Here is a 19,266-nt window from a genome sequence, read left to right on the forward strand (position 1 = left end):
CTGGAGCTTCATCGTTCGACTTGCATGTGTTAAGCACGCCGCCAGCGTTCGTCCTGAGCCAGGATCAAACTCTCCGTAAAAAACAGAAAAACCATCCTGGCCGAAATTGATCAAGAGCATCCATAAAAAATGCTACTGAGTACAATCTCAACCAAACAAACATTTGGCATCAATCACTCGACACGCTGTTGAGTTCTCAAGAAACGATCAGACATCGTCGAAAATGCGATGAAGCATCTTCTTTCAAGCTGATTTTCTGGTTCTTCCGAATCTTGGGCGTCAGATCCGTGGATCCTCGCGCGCTTGGCTCCGGAAGGAGTGTCCAGCTTAGCTCCGCTCTAGGCGAGAGTCAAACCGGCCTGCCAGCCTGCGGTGCGGCCCCACCTTCCGGTGTTCCCGCCTCCCTGTCGGGCTGACGTCGTAAACATTAGGTGACCATCGCGGAAACTTCCAAATCCGCAGGTCAGAGGCTGTTTTCGCTTGATCGCACCTGGGCGCACCCCGACGAAACCAGTACGTCAGGCGGCCAGGATGCCCAGCAGATCCGCACGGGTCAGCACGCCGATCGGTTTACCGCCGTCCACGACCATCAGGGCGTCGCTCTCGGCCAGCTGTGCGCGCATGTGCTCGACCGGTTCGCCAGCACCGACCAACGCAAGCGCCGGCTCCATGTGTTTCTCGACGGAGTCGGCGAGGTGGGCCTTGCCGGCGTAGATCGCATCCAGCAGTGCACGCTCGCTCACGGAGCCGGCGACCTCTCCGGCCATAATGGGCGGCTCGGCCTTCACGACCGGCATCTGCGAGACGCCGTACTCGCGCAGGATCTCGATGGCGTCCCGCACGGTTTCGTTCGGGTGGGTGTGGACGAGCGCAGGCATGTCGCCGCTCTTGGCCGCCAGCACATCGCCGGCCGTGCGGCTCTCCTGCCCCCGCATGAAGCCGTACGAGGACATCCAGTTGTCGTCGAAGATCTTCGACATGTATCCCCGCCCGGAGTCGGGAAGCAGGACGACCACGACCGCGTCGGAGGGCAAGTCCTTCGCGTGACGCAACGCGGCCACGACGGCCATGCCGCACGACCCGCCGACCAGCAGGCCCTCCTCCAGGGCCAACCGGCGCGTCATCTCGAAGGATTCGGCGTCGCTCACGGCGATCACGTCGTCGACCACCTTCGGGTCGTAGGCACGCGGCCACATGTCCTCACCCACGCCCTCCACCAGGTAGGGCCGTCCGGTGCCCCCGGAGTACACCGAGCCCTCGGGGTCCGCGCCGATGATCCGGACCCGTCCGCCTTCCCGATCGGCGGAGATCTCACGCAGGTAGCGGCCGGTGCCGGTGATCGTGCCTCCGGTGCCGATGCCGGCGACGAAGGAGGTGATCCTGCCGTCGGTGTCGTTCCAGATCTCCGGGCCGGTCGTCTCGTAGTGCGACGCGGGCCCGTTCAGGTTGGAGTACTGATCCGGCTTCCAACCACCCTCGGTCTCCTGGGCGATGCGGTCCGACACGCTGTAGTAGGAGTCCGGGTGCTCAGGCGCCACTGACGTGGGGGTGACGATGACCTCCGCCCCGTAGGCGCGCAGCACGTTGCGCTTGTCCTCGCTGACCTTGTCCGGGCAGACGAAGATGCACTTGTAGCCCTTGCGCTGTGCGACGAGGGCCAGACCGACCCCCGTGTTGCCTGAGGTGGGCTCGACGATGGTGCCACCCGGCTGCAACTCTCCCGACGCCTCGGCAGCCTCGACCATCTTGAGCGCGATGCGGTCCTTCACCGACCCGCCCGGGTTCATGTACTCGACCTTGGCCAGCACCGTGCACGCGACGCCGTCGGTGACGCTGTTGAGCTTGACGAGGGGTGTGCCGCCGACGAGGTCCACGATGTGCTCCGCATACTTCATGCCGCGAATGTCTCACATCGTGGTCGGAATACGAAGTAGCGGTCACGTCGCCCGGCTGCGGGACGTTGACCTGTGAGCACGCGTCCGGGGACCCGTGGTGAGAGGATCCACCGAAAGCGAAGCAACCGAATCGAACGGGGTGAGGCATGACCGGGGCACGCAAGATCGCTTCCACTGCGGCGTACGCAGGATCGATCGGGGCCGCCGGCCTGGCAGGTGTCGGTCTTGGCGCGTACGGGCTGCTGCGGATCGAGGCGATGATCGCCCGTCGGGTCGTCGGCCAGCCCTTCGAAGGAGCGCCGGAGGACTCCGGCACCTACGGGCACGCACCCGGCGCGCCGGTCGAGTTGCTCGTGGTCGGCGACTCCACCGCCAAGGGGATGGGTGCCGACCGGTCGACCCAGACCGTCGGTGCGATCGTCGCCACCGCGGTTGCCGCCATTGCGGGACGTCCGGTGCACTTGACCAACGTCGCGTCCGTCGGAGCGATCTCGACCGACCTCGGCGCCCAGGTGGAGCGCGCCCTCGAACTTGTCGACCGACCGCACGTCGCGCTGATCATGATCGGCGCGAACGACGTCACGCGCAGTGTCCAGCGCGCCACCTCGATACGCCACCTCGCCGCGGCCGTCGCAGCCTTGCGCGCGGTCGGGTGCGAGGTCGTCGTAGGCACCTGTCCCGACCTCGGAGTGATCGAACCCGTCCCCCAGCCGTTGCGCTTCCTGACCCGCAAGTGGTCGCGTGACCTCGCCGCAGCCCAGACCGTCGCGGTCGTCGAGCACGGCGGCCGCACGGTGTCCCTCGGCGACCTGCTCGGTCACGAGTTCGAGCAGACGCCGTCGGTGATGTTCAGCAAGGACCGCTTCCATCCCTCCGCAGCCGGCTACGCGCGCGCGGCATCGGCGTTGATCCCCTCCGTGTTGGACGCGCTCGGCCAGGCCTCGACCGACACCGGCCGTGCGCCCGATCGCCGCCGCGGAGAGAGCATCGGTCCGGTCTCCGTCGCGGCGATGCGAGCCGTGCGAGATCCGGGAACCGAGGTCAGCGCCACCGCGATCGGCGGACAGGAGTCGGGCCACCGCGGACGCTGGGCGGTGCTGTTGCGACGCCACCATGAACCGCTTCCGGCCGCCGTCGAACCGCCTGCGCCGGACGCATCCGTGACCGGGATGAGCGACCACGAGACGCCCGTCACATCGGACGTTACCGAGTCGTAGACTCGGAGGAAGCCCCGGCACCACCGCGCCCGCGCGTGCCGTGAACCCACCGACATCGGAGGACCCATGCCCGAAGCAGTCATCGTCTCGACCGCCCGCACGCCGATCGGTCGCGCATTCAAGGGTTCGTTGAAGGACGTCCGCCCGGACGACCTCGCGACCCAGGTCGTCCAGGCCGCACTGGCCAAGGTGCCGAATCTCGACCCGACGTTGATCGACGACCTCTACCTCGGTTGCGCCGAGCCCTGGGGCGAGCACGGCAACAACATGGCACGCGTCGTCGCGGTGCTGGCCGGCCTCGACACCGTCCCCGGTGCGACCGTCAACCGCTTCTGCTCCTCATCGGTGCAGACCACGCGCATGGCGTACCACGCGATCAAGGCCGGCGAAGGTGACATCTTCGTCTCCGCGGGCGTCGAGTGCGTGAGCCGTTACCTCGACTTCTCCAGCGCCGGTTCGTCGCGCGAGGACATCCAGAACTCCAAGTTCAAGGACTCCGTGGCTCGCACGGCGAAGATCGCAGCCGAGAACACCCCCTGGACCGACCCGCGCGACGAGGGCATGCTGCCCGACGTCTACATCGCGATGGGCCAGACCGCCGAGAACGTCGCGACCTCCCGCGGCATCAGCCGGGAGCGCCAGGACGAGTGGGGCGTCTCGAGCCAGAACCGTGCAGAGCAGGCCATCAAGGACGGCTTCTTCGAGCGCGAGATCGCGCCGGTGACCCTGGCTGACGGCACCGTCGTCTCCACCGACGACGGTCCACGTGCCGGCGTCACCCTGGAGAAGGTCTCGAGCCTGCAGCCGGTGTTCCGGGAGAACGGCACCGTCACCGCAGGTAACTGCTGCCCGCTGAACGACGGCGCCGCAGCGGTCGTCGTCATGAGTGACACCAAGGCCAAGGAACTGGGTCTGACGCCGCTCGCTCGCGTCATCTCCACCGGCGTCTCGGGCCTCTCCCCCGAGATCATGGGCCTCGGCCCGGTCGAGGCGTCCAAGCAGGCGCTGAAGCGCGCCGGTATGACGATCGGCGACATGGACCTCTACGAGATCAACGAGGCGTTCGCCGCTCAGGTGCTGCCCTCGGCCGACGACCTAGGCATGGATTTCGACAAGCTGAACAAGTTCGGTGGCGCGATCGCCCTCGGCCACCCGTTCGGCTCCACCGGCGCCCGCATCACGACGACGCTGCTCAACGGCCTGCAGACCGTCGACGGCACCTACGGTCTGGAGACCATGTGTGTCGGTGGCGGCCAGGGCATGGCGATCATCTACGAGCGTCTGTCCTGATCGACCCCAGACCCGAGGCGGTACGCCTCGAACTCGGACGCGTGGTCCGACGGTGGCAACAGCTGCCGTTGGACCGCGCGTCCGCGCTGTGTCCGCGGGTTCGTGCGTCGGCACGTGCGTTGTTCGACCTCAGCGGCCCGACCGACGACTTCGCGGAGCTGGGACCGGTCGCGACCATGGACCAGTTGAAGGTCGCGGCGTACGACGCGTCCGCGTCCGGGCACGGCGACGCGGCGGCGCAGGAACTCCTCCGACTGCGTCACGCCATCGGCTGAACGCACCGACGAAGAAGGCCCGCACCAAAAATGGTGCGGGCCTTCTTGATGCGGTGGTGATCAGTCGCGGCTGATCGCGAGCAGCCGCAGCAACTCCAGGTAGAGCCACGCGATCGACACGATCAGACCGTGAGCCAGCAGCCACGAGGTCTTCTCCGGCACACCGGCATTGGCGGCGTACTGGATGGTGTCGAACGCGATCGCCAGCGAGTACGACGCAAGGGCGACAGCGAACAGGCACAGGATCATGCCGAAGGTGCCCATGCTGAAGAACCCGAACTGGTCGAGGACACCGGTGAACTGCAGCACCAGGTTGACCATGGCGAACAGGAAGTAGCCGAGCGCGGCGAAGCCGAAGATCTTGCGGGTGCGGTCGTTGACCTTGATCAGGCCGAACTTCCAGCCGGCGAACATGCCGGCGAACACGCACAGGGTCGCCAGCACCGCCTGCGGGACGACGCCGTCGAACATCGTGTTGAAGAACTGGCTGATCGCACCGAGGAAGGCGCCTTCGATGACCGCGTAGGCCACGATCAGGGGCACCGAGATCGTCTTCTTGAAACTGATCACGAAGCCCAGGACGATGCCGGCGATCATGCCGCCCATCCAGATCGCCATGCCGGCCGGACGGTTGTTGGCCGCGACCATCCAACCCGCACCGGCGCTGATCAACAGCAGACCGAACAGGCCGAGCGACTTGGCGACGACGTCGTCGAGCGTCATCCGCCGACCGGTGGCCTCCGGTGCCATCGGCGCTCCGAACTCAGGGCTGCCGTAGCCGGGAGCCTGCGGTTGCTGCATCGCGTTCGGGTTGATCTGTCCGTACTGGCCCGGCGTTCCGTAAGCCTGCTGGCTGTTCTGCGGACCCGCATAGGGGTCGCCCTGGCCGTACTGTCCGTACTGCGGCTGCTGGCGGTTGCCGAAACCGGCATACTCACCGCGCTGCATGTCTTTCTCGAACCGGTCGAACACCGGGTTGGTTGCCATCGCTCTCCTCCGTCGATGATCGCGTCCCACGGGGTGTGGGCTCAGTTCTCTACACAAGTAAAGCGTTCGGATGTGCGAAATCATCCCCACGCACACCGCGATTGTGGATTGTGACCGCCTCGAGACAGTGCCCCCGACGGGACTCGAACCCGCACTGAAGCGCTTTTAAGGCGCCTGCCTCTGCCATTGGGCTACGGGGGCAGACACAGATTAGACGGTCAGTGCGAGCTGCCCTGCCATGCCAGTGGTGGCACCTGGATGACCACACGGCCAGGCTCGCGCAGGCGGGGCGCCTCGTGGTCGGCGCGAGGAACGAGCTCCGACCACGACCGGCGCAGGAGCCGGTAGAAAACATCCCGGTTCGAGTCCGGTCGGGGCACTCAGTTGTTCGCGATGGAGAGGGCGATTCCGTCGAGGATGTCCTTCTCGCTGGTGACCGTGTGCTCGATCGCGCTGTGCTCACTGACCCGCTGGACGATGGTGCGCCAGATCAGGGACCCGGCGCCGATGACGTCGACCCGGCCGGGATGCATGAACGGCATGGCCGCCCGCTGCTCCCGGGTCGCGGTCAGCAGTTCGGTGGCAGAGCGTTCGACGTCCCCGATCGGGATACGTGCGCCGTGGATCGCTGACTTGTCATAGGTCGGCAGGTGCAATGCGTTCGCGGTGATCGTGGTGATGGACCCGGCGAGACCGACCAGCGACCCGATGCCGTCGAATCCGACCGCGTCCTGCGCCTCGTCGATCGCGGTGTTGATGTCGCGCAACGCGCCCTCGATCTCGTCCGGGGTGGGCGGGTCGGACTTCAGGTGGCGTTCGGTCATCCGGACGCATCCGATGTCCATCGAGATCGAACGCTCCACCTCGTCGGTGCCGCGCACGAACTCGGTCGAGCCGCCGCCGAGGTCGACGACGAGGTATGGCGACGCAGCGTCCTGGGCGATGAGATCGCCGGTGGCGCCACGGAAGGACAGCGAGGCTTCTTCGAGCCCGGAGACGACCTCCGGGGCGATGCCATACACGGCGAAGGCCGCGCGCACTCCGGCGATGAAGTCCTGCGCGTTGGACGCATCACGGGAGGCGGACGTCGCGACGAAGCGCACCGCCTCCACGTCGAGTTGTTCGCAGACCTTGGCGTAGTCGTTCGCGGCGTCGAGGGTGCGTTCCATCGCGTCATCGGTGATGCGACCGGTGATGTCGACGCCCTGCCCCAGGCGCACGATGCGCATCGTGCGCTCGACATCGGTCAGCACGCCGTCGTCGATGTCGGCGACCAGCAGTCGGATCGAGTTCGTGCCACAGTCGACGGCGCCGACCCTCATGCGTTCTCCCGGTGGTCGATGTTGGAACAGCAGCCGTTCTCCCACCAGTTCGGCAGTGCGGCAAGAGCCTTGTCCCCCAATGGATTCACGCCGGGTCCGACGGCGATCGAGTGAGCGACCAGCACGTGCAGGCACTTCACCCGGTCGGGCATCCCGCCGGCGGAGATGCCGTCGATCTCCTCGACCTGACCGAGCTCGGTGCGGCGACGCAGGTAGTCGTCGTGGGCCGCGCGGTAGGCGGCGGCGAGTTCGGGATCGTCCTTGAGTTCCTGCGTCATCTCGCGCATCATCCCGTTCGCCTCGAGCGTGCTGATCGCTCCGGTCAGGCGCGGGCAAGTCGCGTAGAACGAGGTCGGGAACGGCGTGCCGTCCGGCAGCCGCGGCAGGGTGCGGACGACGGTCGGGCAGCCGCACGGGCAGCGCCCGGCGATCTCGACGACACCCCGCGGCAGGCGTCCGAGTTGGCGTTCGACGGCGTCCAGATCCGCTCGGTCGATGTCGGGGTGGCTCTCTGCGGTCACTTCTTGTCGCCCCGGTTGGCCGCGAGTGTCGACTGCCACACCTGGCCGTACCAGGGGTTGGTGGAGACCTTCTTTCCCGACGGGTCGACGGTGCCGACCGGCTTGCCGTTCTCGTCGACGAGGACGGTCAGCGTCTCTCCCGGGCTGACGAAGCCGAGGCGGTCACGTGCCTGCTGCTTGACGAACTTTGGGTCGTTCGTCCACTTCTTCAGTTCGGTCTCCTTGGTGGAGACGTCCTTCTGCTTCTGGGTGACCTGCGCACCGAGCTCGTTGATCTGGTGCTTCTGCTGCAGGTAACTGTTCAGCGTGGGCGTGATGATCACGGTAAGGAATAGCAGCAGGACACCGAGGATCGTCATCCTCTTCATCGACTGCGGACGCCGACGAGTGCGCTCGCGCATCGCGGCGAGACGACCGGTGGCCGAACTGCCGCGCGAGGCGTCGCGGTGTTCCGGACGCGTGCTGCCCCGTCGCGCGGCGGCAGGACGAGACGTCGACCTACCGCGGTCACGGCCGGTGTTTCGACCGGCGGGTCGCGAATCGCGAGTCATCGGAACAACTTTCGTCGAATCTGTGGATCGGTCGGGTCAGGGTGTGACTCGGCTCGGGCGCCGCGAACGACGCCCGAGCCGGTTCATCACTTCTTCTTGGCGAAACGTGGGAAGGCGGCGCCGCCGGCGTACTTCGCGGCGTCGTCCAGCTCCTCCTCGATGCGCAACAGCTGGTTGTACTTCGCGACGCGGTCGGAACGGGCCGGAGCGCCGGTCTTGATCTGGCCGCAGTTGGTGGCGACGGCGAGGTCGGCGATCGTGACGTCCTCGGTCTCACCGCTGCGGTGGCTCATCATGCAGCGGTAGCCGCTGCGGTGGGCCAGGTCGACGGCATCCAGCGTCTCGGTGAGCGAGCCGATCTGATTGACCTTCACCAGCAGCGCGTTCGCGGTGTCGGTGTCGATACCGCGCTGCAGGCGCTCGGGGTTGGTGACGAACAGGTCATCGCCGACCAGCTGCACCTTGTCGCCGAGTTCGGCGGTCATGGCCGCCCAGCCGTCCCAGTCCTCCTCGTCCAGCGGGTCCTCGATCGAGACCAGCGGGTACGCGTCGACCAACTCGGCGTAGTACTTGATCATGTCCTTCGAGGACTTCTTCTTGCCCTCGAAGGTGTAGCCCTTCTTGTCGCCGAACTCGCTGGCCGCGACGTCGAGCGCGAGCCCGATGTCCTTGCCCGGCTCGTAACCGGCGGCCTTGATCGCCTCGATGATGAGGTCGAGTGCGGCGCGGTTGGACTCCAGGTTGGGGGCGAAGCCACCCTCGTCGCCGAGGCCGGTGGACAGCCCCTTGTCGTGCAGCACCTTCTTGAGGGCGTGGTAGACCTCGGTGCCCCAGCGCAGACCTTCACGGAAGGAGTCGGCGCCGATCGGGGCGATCATGAACTCCTGGATGTCGACATTGGAGTCGGCGTGCGCTCCACCGTTGAGGATGTTCATCATCGGGACCGGCAGCACGTGGGCGTTCGGGCCGCCCACGTAACGGAACAGTGGCAGGCCGGCCGACTCCGCTGCCGCCTTGGCGACCGCGAGCGAGACGCCGAGGATGGCGTTCGCGCCGACCTTGCCCTTGTTGGGGGTGCCGTCCAGTTCGATCATCTCGGTGTCGATGAGGCGCTGCTCGTCGGCGTCGTAACCGAGCAGGGCCGGCGCAAGCTGCTCGACGACGGAGTCGACGGCGTCCTCGACACCCTTGCCGAGGTAACGCTTCTTGTCCCCGTCGCGGCGCTCGACGGCCTCGAACTGACCGGTGGACGCTCCGGACGGAACCGCCGCGCGGCCGAGGGCGCCGTCGTCCAGGACGACCTCCACCTCGACGGTCGGGTTACCGCGGGAATCGAGGATCTCGCGGGCGATGATGGCGTCAATGCTGGCCAAGACAGGCTCCTGAACTATGGAAGTCACGGATACGACTCCACCCTAACGGCGTGCGGTTCTACGGGCAGGTAGCGACAGGCTCGATGCCTGTGGCAGCCGGCTCAGCCGGAAGCGAGGCGGCGGACGGCGTTCCGCAGAGCCTGGTCGGCGTCGACGCCCTCGGCGCGCGCCCGAGCCACGAGAGCGAGCAGCCGGTCGCCGATTCCGTCCCCCGTGGGCACATCCTGGTGACCGGCGCGCTCGCGACGCGCGAGCACCTTGTCGGCCACGATGAGGGTCGACAGCGACTTGGGGACGCCTTCGAGCAGCGGCGTCTCACTGTCCGCACGCTCGGCCTTCTCCGCCGCCTTGATCTGCTCCCAGGCCGCCTCGACCTCTTCGGGCGTGGACGCGTCCCCGTCGGCGAAAACGTGGGGGTGACGCCGAATCAGCTTGTCCACCAAGGCTGCTGCGACGTCGTCGATGTCCCAAGGGTCGTCCGGGTCGTCGGCGGCGATACGGGAGTGGAACAGCACCTGCAGCAGGACGTCGCCGAGTTCCTCGCGCAGATGCGTTCGATCCGCGGAGTCGATGGCCTCGACGGTCTCGTGAGCTTCCTCGAGCAGGTATTTGGCCAGGGACTCATGGGTCTGCTGCGCATCCCAGGGACAACCGCCGGGCGAGCGAAGGGTGTCCATCACGGCCACGGCGTCGGCAAGGCGAGCGCCGGGTTGGTCCCACGAGCCGACGAGCATCTCGACCGGGGCAGGATCGGCCGCCCGGGTCAGTTCGCCGGCGAGCGCATCGGTGAGCCCGGGATCTCCGTCCGGGGAGACGATCCAGACGACCTTCTGCCCGACTGCGCGCTGCGCGAGCTCGCGACCGAGCTCCATCGTCGATGCGGCCTGTGAATCCTCGACGGCGACACCGGAGCTCGCGATCGCGCTGGCCACCGGGTCGTCGACCGAGCCGGCCAGCACGAGGTCGGCCTCGTCGAGTGCACGCCAGGCGTCTCGCGTCAGCACGCCGGCCGGGACACGCGGACTCGTGACCAGCAGCGTCAGGCTGCCGGCGTTGTCACCGGGCACCGGGTTGCCCGATCAGCGCGCCTGCTCCTGCGGTGCGCCCTGCTTGATCCAGTTGCCGGTCTGGGAGACCGGACCCTCGCCCTTCTTCCACGTGCCGTAGCGCGGGTTGAGCTTCACGTCGGCGTCCTTGAACAGCTTCTGCAGCGCGGGGCCGCCCTGCTGAGACTCGCGCAGATTGGAGAAGTGCATGCTTCCCTGGACGGTGCGGATCGCGGACTGCGAAGGGTCCTTGACGGTCTTGAACGCTGCCTTCGCGGCATCGACCGAGGAGTAGACGCCGTACTTCTTGGCGATCTGTTCCATCTGCGGACCGAGCACCATGAACACAGCGGCGGACGTGCCGTCGAAGTTGGAGCTCGGTGCTTCCTTGGTGATGTCGGTGACCGCGTCCTGCACCTGTTCGGTGGTGACCTTCTCGCCCCGGTAACTGGCGGCGGTGCCGGGGGACGTGCCGCACCCGGAAAGTGCGGTCGCGACAGCCAGAGCTGCAACAGCGGTGGTGACGCGCATCGTGCGACGGGACATGGGTTCCTCTCCGGGATGATCGAGCGGCTTCATCTTGCCACGAAGGTGTGACTGCACCGATCAGCCCTTGGGGTCGTCCAGCAGGATGCTGCGGATGAAGTGCGCCGCCCACTGCAGCACTTCGGTGTTGCGCACCGGCTTGCCGCCGACCGGGCTGGTCATCGGCGCCGGCACCAGGATGGTCTTCAGTGCCGGGTTGAGCTTCGCGCCCTTGTACAGCCGCTCGAGCCGCAGCTGCCGGCTCTCCGGAAGAGACTCCACCGGACCGAACCGGATGAACTTGCCCTGCGTCCCTACGTCGCCGATACCTGCCTGACGGGCCAGCACGCGCAGTCGTGCGACCTCGAGCAGGTGCTGCACGGGCTCGGGCGGTGCACCGTAACGGTCGAGGAGTTCCTCTGCGATCTCGGCGAGTTCGTCCTCGGTGGTGACCGTCGCGAGCTTCTTGTACGCCTCCAGACGCAGCCGCTCCCCGGGCACGTAGTCGTGCGGCAGGTGGGCATCGACCGGGAGTTCGATCTTGATCTCGGCCGGGCCGCGATCGGGTTCGTCCCCGCGGAAATCGGCGACGGCCTCACCGACCATGCGGACGTACAGGTCGAACCCGACGCCCGCGATGTGGCCCGACTGTTCGCCGCCGAGCAGGTTTCCCGCGCCACGGATCTCGAGGTCCTTCATCGCCACCTGCATGCCCGCCCCGAGGTCGGTGTGCTGTGCGATGGTCTGCAACCGGTCGTGCGCAGTTTCGGTGAGCGGCTTCTCTGTCGGGTAGAGGAAGTAGGCGTACGCGCGCTCGCGCCCGCGTCCGACGCGTCCACGCAACTGGTGCAGCTGGGACAGACCGAGAACGTCGGAGCGTTCGACGATCAGGGTGTTGGCGTTGGAGATGTCGAGCCCGGTCTCGACGATCGTGGTGCAGACGAGTACGTCGAGGCGCCGCTCCCAGAAGTCGACGACGACGTCCTCCAGACGGTTCTCGGACATTTTTCCGTGGGCGGTACCGATGCGGGCCTCGGGCACGAGTTCGCGCAGTCGAGAGGCGGTCTTCTCGATCGTCTGCACCTTGTTGTGGACCAGGAAGACCTGTCCCTCGCGCATCAGTTCACGTCGGATCGCGGCGACGATCTGCTTCTCGTCGTAGGCACCGACGAAGGTCAGCACCGGGTGCCGCTCCTCGGGCGGTGTTGCGAGCGTGGACATCTCACGGATCCCGGTGACCGCCATCTCGAGCGTTCGGGGGATCGGCGTGGCCGACATCGCGAGCACGTCGACCGCCGTCCGCATCTGCTTGAGCTGCTCCTTGTGCTCGACCCCGAAGCGCTGCTCCTCGTCGACCACAACCAGCCCGAGATCCTTGAACTGGATCTCCTTGCTGAGCAACCGGTGTGTACCGATCACGAGATCGACTGCGCCACTTGCCAATCCGTCGATGACCTCGCGCGCTTCTTTGTCGCTCTGGAAACGCGAGAGTGCCTTGACGGTGACCGGGAAGCCGGCGTACCGCTCGGAGAAGGTGCTGAAGTGCTGCTTGACCAACAGCGTCGTCGGGACGAGCACAGCGACCTGCTTGCCGTCCTGGATCGCCTTGAACGCGGCGCGGACGGCGATCTCGGTCTTTCCGTAGCCGACGTCGCCGCAGATCAGGCGGTCCATCGGCACGGTCTTCTCCATATCGGCCTTGACCTCGTCGATCGACGACAGCTGGTCGGGCGTCTCGACGAACGCGAACGCGTCCTCCAGTTCGCGCTGCCACGGGGTGTCCGTGGCGAATGCGTGGCCGGGGGTGGCCATGCGTGCCGAGTAGAGCCGGATCAGTTCGCCGGCGATCTGGCGGACGTGTCGACGCGCCCTGGATTTGGTTGTCTGCCAGTCGGATCCGCCCATCTTGTTGAGGGTGGGCGCCTCGCCGCCGACGTACCGGGTGATCTGGTCGAGTTGGTCGGTCGGGACGAACAACCGGTCCCCGGGCTGGTTGCGCTTGGACGGCGCGTACTCCAGCACGAGGTACTCGCGGGTCGCGCCGCCGACAGTGCGCTGCATCATCTCGACGAACTTGCCGACACCGTGTTGTTCGTGGACGACGAAGTCTCCTGGGCGAAGTTGCAGCGGGTCGACCTGGTTGCGTCGACGCGACGGCATGCGGCGCATGTCCTTGGTGGAACCGCCTCCGGGCTGGTTCGAACCGATCAGGTCGGACTCGGTGACCAACACGAATTCGCTTGACGGCAGCGCGAATCCACGCCCGAGGGTAGCCACGGCGGTCGTGACGCGTCCCTCGGTGAGGTGCTCGTCGAGCGGCACCTCGTGTTCGATCAGCAATTCGCGAACGCGTTTGGCAAGACCCGGACCGTCGGTGAGGATCAGTGTCCGCAGACCCGCTGCCGCCCAGGTGCGGATGTCGGCGATGGCGGCCTCGGTGTCGCTGCGGTACTGCGGCACCTCCTCGGTGCGGATCGTGACCCGCTCCCCCGGCATCTCGTCCTCGCTGAACTCGATGAGTTCCTCATCCGTCGCGAACGACGACATGGACCACCACGGCAGTCCGTGATCGAGGGCGTGGTCGCGCAGTTCGACCAAGGACCAGTAGGAGGCGGTGCCGAGCACGCTCTGCAGGTCGACCGGGATCACATTGCCGGCAGCGGCGTTGGACCAGCTGGCCTCCAGGAACTCGTTGCTGGTCGCGACGAGGTCGTGTGCACGGGTACGGACGCGTTCGGGGTCGGACAGCACGACGTGAGTGCCCTGCGGCAGCACGTCGAGCATGGTCTCCATCTTGTCGCCCAGCAGGATCGGGGACAGTGACTCCATGCCCTCGACCGAGATGCCCTCGGCGACCTTGTGCAGCATGTCGGCAACACCGGGCAACTGCTTGGCGAGCACCGCGGCCCGCTTGCGTACGTCGTCGGTGAGCAGCAGTTCACGGCACGGCGGTGCCCACAGTCCTTGTTCGGCGATCTCCATCGAACGCTGGTCGGCGACCTTGAACCAACGGATCTCATCGACCGTGTCCCCGAAGAAGTCGACGCGCAACGGGTGCTGTTCGGTGGGCGGGAAGACGTCCAGGATGCCTCCGCGCACCGCGAACTCGCCACGGCGTTCGACCAGGTCGGTGCGGGTGTACGCGGCGTCGACGAGCGCCTTGACGACGTCCTCGAGTTCGGCGTCCTGACCGGCGACAAGGCTCACCGGCACGAGGTCGCCCAGGCCCTTGGCGATGGGTTGCATGACCGCCCGCACGCTCGCGACCACGACGTCGAGGGCTCCGTGAGTGACGTCGTTCTGGTCGGGGTGCGAGAGCCGGCGCAGAACGGCCAATCGGCGTCCGACGGTGTCAGAGCGTGGGCTCAGCCGCTCGTGCGGGAGGGTCTCCCAACTGGGGAACTCTGCGACCTTGTCCTCGCCGATCAGGCCGCGCAGCGCGGTCACCATGTCGCCCGCGTCACGGCCGGTGGCGGTCACGACGAGCAGCGGCGTCCGCGCGCCGATCGTGTTCATCAGCGCGAGCAACGGCGGGCGCAGGCCGGGTGCCGATGCGATGTCGACCATGTTCGCGTTGCCGCGATGACCCAGAACTCGCTTGACCCCCTCGTCCTGAGCGAGCAGGTCGAGCATCGGTTGCAGCGCACTCACAGCGTAGGGACCCTTCGGGCAGACAACACAGAACGCCCCGGATCAGGAAATGACCAGGGGTTGAGCACCCATTCTACGCCTGTCAGCCGGGTGAACAGACAGCCCGGAACGGCCGGCTCAGCGTGCGTGGACCTTGTTCTGCGCGTCGGCGAGCCCGAGGTCGACCAAGGTCTGTGTGGCGTCCGCTGCATCGTCGATGAGGAAGGGCAGTTCCTTCTTCTCGGTGGCGTTGAAATCTTTCAGCACGAAGCCGGCGACATCCTGTCGTCCGGACGGTCGGCCGATACCGACGCGCACCCGCAGGTAGTCCTTGGTGCCCAATGCGCTTGATATCGAACGCAATCCGTTGTGCCCGCCTTCACCGCCACCCTTCTTCAGGCGCACGTCGGCGAAGTCGATGTCCAGTTCGTCGTGGATCACGATCAGCTTCTCGACCGGCACCTTGAAGAAGTTCATCAGTGACTTCACCGGGCCGCCGGACACGTTCATGTACGTCGTCGGACGGGCGATGATCGCGGCCGGACCACCGGGAGCACCGGAGGGCTGCGGGAGACGCACGGACGCACCGAGGGCCTGCGCCTTGTGCGCCTTGAGGGTGGAACCGGTGCGTCGAGCGATCTCCTCGATCACCATGACGCCGACGTTGTGCCGGTTGCCGGCGTATTCGGGGCCGGGGTTGCCGAGTCCGACGATGAGCCAAGGTTCCACGGGCAGTCAGTATGCCCGGTGGGTGGGGAGCGCCGAACGTGCACCCGAAATGCACTGCGGCCCGGGCATCCAGTGGATACCCGGGCCGCAACCGATGAGGTGAAGGTCAGGCGTCCTCGCCCTTGTCGCCCTCGCCCTCGGACTTCTCTTCGCCGTCGCCCTCGCCCGCGGTGGACTCGTCCTCGGCGGCCTCCTCGTCGGACTCCTCGTGCTCGATGCCGGCCTCGGCCTCGGCCTCGGCAAGCTCGGCTTCCAGCGCTTCGGCGGAGACCTGCTGAGTGACGTTGACGACGAGCAGTTCCTCGTCGGCGATCAGGGTGACGCCCGAACCGAGCTCGACGTCCTTGGCCAGGATCTGCGAGCCGGCCTCGAGACCCTCGACGGAGACGGTGAACGACTCCGGGATGGCCAGCGCGTCTGCCTCGACAGACAGGACGCTGTTCTCGACGATGACGTTGGTCTCGACAGCAGCCTCGCCCTCGACGTGCACGGGGACGTCGATGGTGACCTTCTCGCCCCTGCGGACGGTGACCAGATCGATGTGCTCGATGAACGGACGCAGCACCTCACGCTGGACGTCCTTGGCGAGAGCGAGCTGCTCCTCACCGTTCGGCATCACGATGGTCAGAACGGCGTTCGGGTTCTTCAGCGCGAGCATCGTGGCGTGGCCCGGAAGGGTGATGTGCACGGGGTCGGCGCCGTGGCCGTAGATAACGGCCGGGATCTGGTCGGCGCGACGGATGCGGCGAGCCGCGCCCTTGCCGAACTCGGTACGGTCCTTCGCCTCGAGGCGGAGGCTGATTTCCTTGGCCATGATCTGTTCCTTAGCGGGAGTCGGGATGAGGGTCGTCCCCTCGGCACGGGAAGCTCGCGCGGGACACAGGTGGGTTCCGTGACGCTACGGGTAGAAGGCTCGACGTCGAGCACTGCTCGATGGAGCTGATTCCACCGCGTCGATCACGGACCGCCTGCATACGCACGCGACGTCCCTCGCCGAGGCAACGCCGACCATCCTACGGGCGCGGCCCGCACCCGCCAAATACGCCCAAATACGATCGGTCAGCCGAGTCCGTCGAACATCGAGGTGACCGAGCCGTCCTCGAACACCTGGTGGATCGCCTCGGACAGCAGCGGCGCGATCGACAGCGCGGTGAGCTTGTCGAACTGCTTCTCCGGGGTGATCGGCAGGGTGTCGGTGACGACGACCTCGCGGGCCACCGAGTCCCGCAGTCGCTCCACCGCGGGACCGGAGAAGATGGCGTGCGTAGCCGCGATGATCACGCCGGCCGCCCCGTCGTTCATGAGAGCCTCGGCCGCGTTGCAGATGGTGCCGCCGGAGTCGATCATGTCGTCGACCAGCACGCAGGTGCGGCCCTCGACATTTCCGATCACCCGGTTGGCGACACTCTGGTTCGGACGCGTGACGTCGCGCGTCTTGTGGATGAACGCCAGCGGCGCCCCGTTGAGACGCTTGCTCCACTGTTCGGCGACCTTGATGCGGCCGGCGTCCGGGGAGACGACCGCGAGATCCTCGCCCTCGTACTTCTTGCCGACGTAATCGGTGAGGATCGGCAGCGCCTGCAGATGGTCGACCGGACCGTCGAAGAAGCCCTGGATCTGGTCGGTGTGCAGGTCGACCGCCATGAGGCGGTGCGCTCCGGCGACCTTGAACATGTCGGCCATCAGACGCGCACTGATCGGCTCACGACCCCGGGACTTCTTGTCCTGGCGGGCGTAGCCGTAGAACGGCGTGATCACGGTGATGCGCTTGGCGGAGGCGCGCTTGAGCGCGTCCACCATGATCAGCTGCTCCATGATGTTGTGGTTGATCGGTGCGGTGTGCGACTGGATGACGAACGCGTCACAGCCACGGACCGATTCGTCGAATCGCACGTAGGTCTCGGAGTTGGCGAAGTCGCGCGCCTCGGTCGGCACGAGCGTCGTGCCGAGCGAGTCGGCGACCGCCTGCGCCAGCGCGGGGTGAGCACGGCCGGAGAAGACCATCAGGTTCTTCTCGGTGGTGGCCTTCATTCCGCTCATGTGTTCAGTTCCCTTCAGTGGTGCTGCGTGCACGGGCGGCCCTGGCAGCCTCGTCCGTCTTGGTTCCGGCACGGCGGCGCTCCACCCAACCGTCGATATTGCGCTGGCGCCCGCGGGCCACCGCGATCTGTCCGGGCTCGACGTCCTTCTCGACCGCGGAACCGGCACCGACGTACGCGCCGTCGCCGATGGTGACCGGCGCGATCAGCACCGAGTCGGATCCGACGAAGCTGTGCGCCCCGACGTTCGTGTGGTGCTTGGCCACCCCGTCGTAGTTGGCGAAGATCGTGCCCGCCCCGATGTTGGCGCCCTCACCGATCGTCGCGTCGCCGCAGTAGGTCAGGTGCGGCACCTTGGCGCCGTCACCGATCTTGGCGTTCTTGGTCTCCACGAACCCGCCGATCTTGCCGCCGGTGCCCAGTTCGGTGCCCGGACGCAGGTAGGAGTACGGACCGACGGTGGCGTCCGCGCCGATCACCGCGAGGTCGACATGCGCACGGACGACGCTGGCGCCGTCACCGACCTCGGCGTCCTTGAGCGTGGTGTCCGGACCGATCTCGCAGTTCTCGCCGACGGTGGTGGCGCCCTGCAACTGACAGCCGGGGTGAATCACGGTGTCGCGTCCGACGGTGACGTCCGCGTCGATCCAGGTGGACTCGGGATCGACCACGATCGCACCCGACTCGCGCATCAGCTTGTCGAGCAGGCGGCGGTTGAGTTCGCGGCCGAGCTTGGCCAGCTGGGCCTTGTCGTTGACGCCTTCGGCCTGAACGAGGTCGGTCAGCACATCGGCGATCACGCGCCGCCCCCGGGAGACGGCGAACTCGACGACGTCGGTCAGGTACTTCTCCCCCGCGGCTTCGTTGATCCCGAGGCTCGCGAGCGCCTCTCGCAGCAGATCGGCGTCGAAGGCGAAGATGCCCGAGTTGAACTCACGGATCTCCAACTGCTCCGGGGTGCACTGCTTGTGCTCGACGATCGCGACGACGTCGCCGGACTCATCGCGCACGATTCGCCCGTATCCCGCTGCGTCGCTGAGGATTCCGGAGATCACGGTGACGGCGGCGTCGTTGTCGGCGTGGGTTTCGGCCAGGTGGCGGAGCGTGCCGGCCTCGAGCAACGGGGTGTCACCGGTGGTCACGATGACGGTGCCGTGCAGGTGTTCCGGGAGCGCCAGCAGACCACACTCGGCTGCGCGCCCCGTGCCGTAGATGTCGTCCTGGAACGCGACCACGATCTCGGGCAGAGCCTCCCGAGCTGCGGCGGCGACCTTCTCGCCCTGCGCCCGGACCACGACGGCGACGTGCTCGGCGCCCGCACCGGAAGCCGCGCTCACCGCGTGACCGACGAGGGTCCGTCCACCGATGCGGTGCAGAGCCTTGTTGATGTTCGACTTCATCCGAGTGCCGTCACCGGCGGACATGACAATGACGGCTGCAAGGGGTGCGCGCACGCGGAGACTCCTGAATGCGGTCGGGAGGGTGGTCTCGTTCCGAGGCCGATGCTACCGCTCCGTCACCTGCCGTTCGTTCGCGCTCGGTCGGTCGGGTCATGCCCGATCACGCAGCGAGTGGAGTCGGCATCCCGGTCGTAGGTGCAAGGACTTCCCCGATTCTGCAGCCAGGCAGCGATCGAAGTGTCTCCGCGAGCACATCTGTGCCGGTCGATGTAGTTGGCTGGACCGACCGACGAACAGGAGCAGACATGGTGTCCAGCGACAACGATGGCCAGATCTCGGAGACCTCGATGGCGGTGCCGGACGCCGGCGCCGACCAGACTCCGGGAACCGAGGAAGGTACCCCGTCAGCAGCCGACTCGGGACACGAGCCGCACGAAGGTCCGCGAGACTACGCAAGCACGGACCG

Annotated in this window: 16 protein-coding genes, 1 tRNA gene and 1 rRNA gene; 3 read left to right on the top strand and 15 right to left on the bottom strand. The window is 66.8% G+C overall.

Annotated elements, in window-relative coordinates:
* Positions 1-80: ribosomal RNA gene (locus EU513_RS03425) — 16S ribosomal RNA — on the bottom strand; the annotation flags it as partial.
* A 438-nt stretch (positions 81-518) separates the two neighbouring features.
* On the bottom strand, positions 519-1,895 hold the full coding sequence (locus tag EU513_RS03430; RefSeq protein ID WP_129624515.1) for a cystathionine beta-synthase: 1,377 nt from the start codon (positions 1,893-1,895) through the stop codon (positions 519-521).
* A 146-nt stretch (positions 1,896-2,041) separates the two neighbouring features.
* Between EU513_RS03430 and EU513_RS03435 the strand changes: the two genes are divergently transcribed.
* The 3 genes from EU513_RS03435 to EU513_RS03445 all read left to right on the top strand — a co-directional run bounded on the left by EU513_RS03435 (position 2,042) and on the right by EU513_RS03445 (position 4,677).
* Positions 2,042-3,112 carry an SGNH/GDSL hydrolase family protein gene (locus tag EU513_RS03435; protein ID WP_129624516.1) on the top strand — a complete coding sequence of 357 codons (1,071 nt, stop codon included), beginning with the start codon at positions 2,042-2,044 and terminating at the stop codon, positions 3,110-3,112.
* A 66-nt stretch (positions 3,113-3,178) separates the two neighbouring features.
* Positions 3,179-4,402: an acetyl-CoA C-acetyltransferase gene (locus tag EU513_RS03440; RefSeq protein ID WP_129624517.1), complete on the top strand. Its 1,224-nt coding sequence runs from the start codon at positions 3,179-3,181 to the stop codon at positions 4,400-4,402.
* 41 nt (positions 4,403-4,443) lie between these two features.
* A complete protein-coding gene (locus tag EU513_RS03445) occupies positions 4,444-4,677 on the top strand; it encodes a hypothetical protein (protein ID WP_168990124.1) in 234 nt (77 codons plus the stop codon).
* 60 nt (positions 4,678-4,737) lie between these two features.
* Here EU513_RS03445 and EU513_RS03450 read toward each other — a convergent pair whose 3' ends face one another.
* From EU513_RS03450 to glmU, 13 genes are all read right to left on the bottom strand, one after another.
* Complete coding sequence (locus EU513_RS03450; RefSeq protein ID WP_129624519.1) at positions 4,738-5,664, bottom strand: Bax inhibitor-1/YccA family protein; 927 nt, start codon at positions 5,662-5,664, stop codon at positions 4,738-4,740.
* Between the two features lie 128 nt (positions 5,665-5,792).
* A tRNA-Leu gene (locus EU513_RS03455) sits at positions 5,793-5,865 on the bottom strand.
* Positions 5,866-6,044: 179 nt separating this feature from the next.
* Complete coding sequence (locus EU513_RS03460) at positions 6,045-6,986, bottom strand: Ppx/GppA phosphatase family protein (protein WP_129624520.1); 942 nt, start codon at positions 6,984-6,986, stop codon at positions 6,045-6,047.
* Positions 6,983-7,507: a DUF501 domain-containing protein gene (locus EU513_RS03465; RefSeq protein WP_239701157.1), complete on the bottom strand. Its 525-nt coding sequence runs from the start codon at positions 7,505-7,507 to the stop codon at positions 6,983-6,985. The genes EU513_RS03460 and EU513_RS03465 overlap by 4 nt, the downstream gene beginning before the upstream one ends.
* Positions 7,504-7,908 carry a septum formation initiator family protein gene (locus tag EU513_RS03470; protein ID WP_168990125.1) on the bottom strand — a complete coding sequence of 135 codons (405 nt, stop codon included), beginning with the start codon at positions 7,906-7,908 and terminating at the stop codon, positions 7,504-7,506. The genes EU513_RS03465 and EU513_RS03470 overlap by 4 nt, the downstream gene beginning before the upstream one ends.
* 236 nt (positions 7,909-8,144) lie before the next feature.
* Positions 8,145-9,431, bottom strand: coding sequence for a phosphopyruvate hydratase (eno, locus tag EU513_RS03475; protein WP_129624523.1), 1,287 nt, complete (start codon positions 9,429-9,431; stop codon positions 8,145-8,147).
* Between the two features lie 101 nt (positions 9,432-9,532).
* Entirely contained in the window at positions 9,533-10,498 is a 966-nt protein-coding gene (locus EU513_RS03480; RefSeq protein ID WP_129624524.1) for a MazG family protein, read from the bottom strand.
* Positions 10,499-10,510: 12 nt separating this feature from the next.
* Positions 10,511-11,023: a hypothetical protein gene (locus tag EU513_RS03485; RefSeq protein ID WP_129624525.1), complete on the bottom strand. Its 513-nt coding sequence runs from the start codon at positions 11,021-11,023 to the stop codon at positions 10,511-10,513.
* Positions 11,024-11,083: 60 nt separating this feature from the next.
* Positions 11,084-14,635 (bottom strand): transcription-repair coupling factor, encoded by a 3,552-nt coding sequence (gene mfd, locus EU513_RS03490; protein ID WP_129624713.1) that lies wholly within the window; start codon positions 14,633-14,635, stop codon positions 11,084-11,086.
* A gap of 135 nt (positions 14,636-14,770) precedes the next feature.
* Positions 14,771-15,367 carry an aminoacyl-tRNA hydrolase gene (pth, locus tag EU513_RS03495; protein ID WP_129624526.1) on the bottom strand — a complete coding sequence of 199 codons (597 nt, stop codon included), beginning with the start codon at positions 15,365-15,367 and terminating at the stop codon, positions 14,771-14,773.
* A 100-nt stretch (positions 15,368-15,467) separates the two neighbouring features.
* Positions 15,468-16,175 carry a 50S ribosomal protein L25/general stress protein Ctc gene (locus EU513_RS03500; RefSeq protein ID WP_129624527.1) on the bottom strand — a complete coding sequence of 236 codons (708 nt, stop codon included), beginning with the start codon at positions 16,173-16,175 and terminating at the stop codon, positions 15,468-15,470.
* Between the two features lie 245 nt (positions 16,176-16,420).
* Positions 16,421-17,401 (bottom strand): ribose-phosphate diphosphokinase, encoded by a 981-nt coding sequence (locus tag EU513_RS03505; protein WP_129624528.1) that lies wholly within the window; start codon positions 17,399-17,401, stop codon positions 16,421-16,423.
* Positions 17,402-17,405: 4 nt separating this feature from the next.
* The gene (glmU, locus tag EU513_RS03510) at positions 17,406-18,854 is read right to left on the bottom strand and encodes a bifunctional UDP-N-acetylglucosamine diphosphorylase/glucosamine-1-phosphate N-acetyltransferase GlmU (RefSeq protein ID WP_129624529.1); all 1,449 of its coding nucleotides are present in this window, start codon (positions 18,852-18,854) and stop codon (positions 17,406-17,408) included.
* Between the last annotated feature and the right edge of the window lie 412 nt (positions 18,855-19,266).

The organism is Yimella sp. RIT 621 (genome assembly GCF_004146205.1).
GTDB classification, from domain to species: Bacteria; Actinomycetota; Actinomycetes; order Actinomycetales; family Dermatophilaceae; genus Yimella; species Yimella lutea.